Raw genomic sequence first — 4,455 nt, 5'->3', positions numbered from 1 at the left:
ATTTTTTTTCGTCGGTAAAACTAAGCGAAAGAAATTTGAAAATCAATCGTAGATTGAAGACGAGGATATGTGTATTATTTTAATTGCTATAACGGCGTGCCTTGCGTAAAATAAGGTTGTTAAAAGTAAATTTTAAGAGGTTGTGCCATGAAAACCATATCCGTCCTGTTGCTGATGTTTGTTTCAGTTTCAGGTTTTTCGCAAGACTATGACGATGAATATGAAAAGATCATTAAAAAAGCTGAAAAAGTTGCATCGGAAGACGGCCAAAAGGTACTGGAAACGGGGCGCCGGATGACATTGGACAGCGCGTTGATTTTACCCGGCGGATGTTGGGATTACGCTAATGCGGTGTATTTACGCGCGGGTTACTCGTGGGGACAGCGTGAAGAAGTTTACAAGTCTGTGAAAGCCGGCCCGTACGCCGACGTCAGTAAAATTACCAAAGGCGATTGGCTGTATTATGTGAATCATTCTTACGGCAATATTGAGCACAGTGCAATTTTTGTCGACTGGCTCGATTATGAAAATAAAGTAGGTTTGATGCTGAGTTATGGCGGTGAAAACCGGCACGAACCGGCGCGATACCTTCCGTATGATTTGTCGAGTGTGTATGGCATCACGCGGCCCAATGCAAAAACTAACGAAAAAAAATCATCGACGAAAACAAACGTAGTTTCGGATAAAAACACCACTATCAAAGCAAACGTCAAGGATTCGTCTAAAACGGTTTCTACCAAAGCCATATCCGGCGTTACTTCAAATGGCATGAAAGTGGAAGCTTTCAAATTTGGCGCGGGCATAAATCAGATGGAGATCGTCGGCGAAGGCACAACATTTTCCGGCAACGCCGGGAAAGTGTACTGCTGGATGCGTGTATCCGGCGGCCAAGGACGTTTTGTGAAATTAAAATGGTATCACAACGGTGCTTTTATCGGTGATGTGCAATTGGATATCAAATATAATCCTATGCGGACATACGCTTATCGAACCGTGACCGGCCGCCAGGGAACGTGGACGGTGGAAGTTGTCGATGCCGCAGGCACGATCCTCCATTCAGCTAATTTTACTGTGAAATGATCGTTTCTTTGATTTGGGAAAAGATTTGGAGGTTTGACAAGTAATATTTATATTCTCTATGTCGTAGTATTTGATCCAAATTTATTTTTTCTGCTCTTAAAATATTTTCCGATGATTCAGCGAACCTTCAGGAGGCTTTATGAAATGCGCATGGTTTTTTGCTGCAGTCTTAATCGTTATCGGTTGTTCATCTAGTTCGGTTTTATTACAACCTAATTTGATGCCGTCGTCCGGAACGGAAGATGAAATGGCGTTGATTCAGCAAGGTATAAATCTTCATGACGAAGGAAAATATGATCAAGCGATTGTTTTGTATAACCAAGTATTGCAACGTAATCCTCATCACGTTATTGCTATGTCTGAAATTGCTTATTCCTATTTTGCCAAAGGGGATTTTCAAAAAAGCCTTGATTGGGGATTGAAAGCTTCCCAATATGATTCGCCGGCACTTTCCCATATATATATGATTATCGGCAATAGCTACGATAATATGGGAAAAGGCGATCTGGCCATTAAGGTTTTTGAAGACGCCATAAAGAAGTTTCCAGAGGAACAATTGCTTCATTATAATCTTGCTCTCGCTTATTATAGAAAGAAAAGACTGGATGATGCCATTGTGTCTCTCAAAAAATCCGTCCAGTTGCGCCCGACTCACGCCAGCAGCCATATGCTATTGGGACAATGCTGGTATTCGGCCGGATATACGATTCCTGCGATGTTGGCGTTCAGCGCATTTCTCGTATATGAACCTTATACGGAGCGTGCAAATCAAGCCCGTCAAAATCTGGGAGAAATTATGGGACGCTTCGTCACAGCGAAAGATTCAAAAAACATTAATATTAGTATTGATGCGCATTCAAGGGATGAGGAAGGAGATTTTAAAGGCATTGAATTGATGCTGGCCCTGGCCCGTTCCATGAGTATTGCCGCGAAGATTGATTCAAACAAAGCGGATAGCGAATTAATTATTAAAGAATATGAAACCATTTTAACAATGATGGGTGAGAATCCAAAAGAACCACACACAGGTTTTGCGTGGAAATTTTATGGAACTTTCTTTGCCGAATTGCATCGTCAAGGTCATACCCGGACCTATTGTTGCCACATGATGACTGAGAATAAAGATGACAATGTTAAGAAATGGTTAGCCGACCATCCATCCGAGTACCGTGCTTTTCTCGAATGGGTAAAAAATTATCAATGGGCTACGGATTAATCAATTGAGTTAAACGCACAACAAGTATGGAAAATAATATTGCCAATGAAGCATGTAAGAATTGTGGTAAACTGGGTGCCGAAGGAGGTTATATTGTACCTCTTTGTGCAGATTGCAGAACAACACTGTCCAATTTTCCGGTGCCAGCTTGGGTAAAGTGGACCTCGTTTTCGATTTTGCTTGTAGTAGGTTTTTCCGCTATCCAGTTTCCTGAAATTCTATCTACCGTGATTGCATTAAAGCGGGCTGAGAAAGCCGAAAAAAATCATGAGTATAAAACGGCCGCGATCGCCTATGCTTCAGTGACGGGTAAATATCCTAATGCAATGGAAGCCCAAGCCGGCTTGTGTCGGTCTTACTACTACAATGGAGAATTTGAAAAAACCTTTCAAACGTTTGAGATACTAAATGGAAAAGTCATTGATAATGATCTTTTGCCTGAATTGGATCGAATATATAATGAGTTGTCAGCATTGTATATACCTGCAGCAGATATCCAACCGTTGTATGCCAAGACTGATGTGATGCCTCCTTCGATGATGATAGATACATTGAGTCACTATCTTATGAAAAACCCAGACAATGTCTTTATTCGACTGGACCTAGCTAACCGTTTGTACGATGCTGAAGAATTTGAGCATGCTCTTGAGCTTATTCAACCAATAACCGATAGGTATCAGTCGCCAACGATATGGCTTTTCAAGGCGGCAATTCTGCGGGAACTTAAACGCTTTGATCTAGCTACGGACTATGTACACAAAGCGATTGAACAAAATCGCGAGAATGGAAGCGCATTTTCAGCGCTTGCCAGAATCGAGTTAAAACGGAAAAATGATGCTGAAGCAATACGGTATGCTGAACAAGCTAACGCATTGAGTCCCGATGAAGCAGTGGTCATCTATACCATGGCATTGATTTGTCACTACCAAGGCGATAAAAACTGTCGGGATGAATTCATGCGAAAGTTTGTCGCAATAAATGCAAAAAGTTACATCCAAACTCTTGATGATATTTTTGCAAATAAAAAGGTTTGGAGATAAACGAAAGGAAAAGATATGATTCCCGGTTTCGTTGTCGCATTGGCAACATTCCCAGGCGTTATAGTGCATGAATTTGCACACCAATTTTTTTGCCGGATCAGACGTGTAGCTGTTTTTGAAGTGGTTTATTTGAGAATCGGTAATCCGGTAGGATATGTAGTACACGAAATTCCTAAGTTTCCTTTAGATAATATTTGGATAGGTATCGGTCCTTTTTTCGTTAATACGATTATTGGAGCTTTAATTGCATTCCCATCATCGATTCAGGTCATTCAATTTCACGCCGGAAACTTTTTGGACTATTTTTTGGTTTGGCTTGGTGTTTCGGTTGCTATGCATGCCTTTCCAAGTACTGGAGACGCTAAAAGTATTTGGGAATCGACGTGGAAATCTGACGTAAGCTGGACTGTAAAAGCAATTGCTATACCCGTGGTGGGTTTGATCTATGCTGGGGCTGCTGGATCTGTTATTTGGTTAGATATGTTCTACGGCTTTGGGGTTGCTATGGGGATTCCGAATTTATTGGTTATGCTCTTGACATAAGTCAGGTTATTTTTCTCCAATCTATGATCATTCATCTTCCTTAAATCCTGCAACTTTTCCTTCCTTCATCTGTCTTATATACAAATCGTATAAATCCATTCTTAAGGTACATTCTATGCTAAAAAACATCGTTTTGATAGGCATCCGAAATCTGGGCAAAAACAAGTTGTTTTCATTTGTCAATGTTTTCGGTTTGTCTTTGAGTATGGCGGTTTGCCTTTTGATCATTGCTGTTATCCTGGACCAAAACAGCTTTGACCTTTTTCATCCTAATCCTGAAAATACTTATCGGGTCAATACGCTGGCGCTCAGAAAAAACGGTGGTACGGAATTATACGCTTCGACGCCTTTTCCTCTGGCGGCAATATTACAATCCGAACATCCGTTTATCGCCCAAAGCCTTCGCTTAAATCGTAGTTTGAGAGGTTCGATGGTCGTTGGCGAACGCAAATTAACGGTTGGTGGCTATTTTACAGAGCCGACTTTTTTTGCAATGTTCGGCTTTCAGCTTTCGGGGTGCGATGCGAATGTATTGAATGATCCTAAGACGCTGATTATATCGGAGGAGACGGCTGA

General features: G+C 41.3%; 5 protein-coding genes. All 5 read left to right on the top strand.

Annotation, left to right across the window (positions count from 1 at the left end; translation table 11 throughout):
- Positions 1 to 147 precede the first annotated feature (147 nt).
- Positions 148 to 1,080, top strand: a complete 933-nt coding sequence (locus tag K1X84_16800) for a DUF2914 domain-containing protein (protein ID MBX7153289.1) — start codon at positions 148 to 150, stop codon at positions 1,078 to 1,080.
- Positions 1,081 to 1,219: 139 nt separating this feature from the next.
- Positions 1,220 to 2,296: a tetratricopeptide repeat protein gene (locus K1X84_16795; protein ID MBX7153288.1), complete on the top strand. Its 1,077-nt coding sequence runs from the start codon at positions 1,220 to 1,222 to the stop codon at positions 2,294 to 2,296.
- A 26-nt stretch (positions 2,297 to 2,322) separates the two neighbouring features.
- Positions 2,323 to 3,336 (top strand): hypothetical protein, encoded by a 1,014-nt coding sequence (locus tag K1X84_16790; GenBank protein ID MBX7153287.1) that lies wholly within the window; start codon positions 2,323 to 2,325, stop codon positions 3,334 to 3,336.
- A gap of 15 nt (positions 3,337 to 3,351) precedes the next feature.
- On the top strand, positions 3,352 to 3,879 hold the full coding sequence (locus tag K1X84_16785; protein MBX7153286.1) for a metalloprotease family protein: 528 nt from the start codon (positions 3,352 to 3,354) through the stop codon (positions 3,877 to 3,879).
- A 115-nt stretch (positions 3,880 to 3,994) separates the two neighbouring features.
- Positions 3,995 to 4,455: ABC transporter permease (locus tag K1X84_16780; protein ID MBX7153285.1), on the top strand; the 461-nt coding region annotated here is incomplete at its 3' end.

The organism is bacterium, from assembly GCA_019695335.1.
Lineage (GTDB): Bacteria > CLD3 > CLD3 > SB21 > SB21 > JABWBZ01.
The sequence above is the reverse complement of the archived record's forward strand: the minus strand, read 5'-3'. Positions and strand labels throughout refer to the sequence as shown.

Excerpts from the sequence above, each read along its gene's own strand:
- K1X84_16790 (MBX7153287.1), top strand. The coding sequence starts at position 2,323 with ATGGAAAATAATATTGCCAATGAAGCATGTAAGAATTGTGGTAAACTG.
- K1X84_16785 (MBX7153286.1), top strand. The coding sequence starts at position 3,352 with ATGATTCCCGGTTTCGTTGTCGCATTGGCAACATTCCCAGGCGTTATA.
- K1X84_16800 (MBX7153289.1), top strand. The coding sequence starts at position 148 with ATGAAAACCATATCCGTCCTGTTGCTGATGTTTGTTTCAGTTTCAGGT.
- K1X84_16795 (MBX7153288.1), top strand. The coding sequence starts at position 1,220 with ATGAAATGCGCATGGTTTTTTGCTGCAGTCTTAATCGTTATCGGTTGT.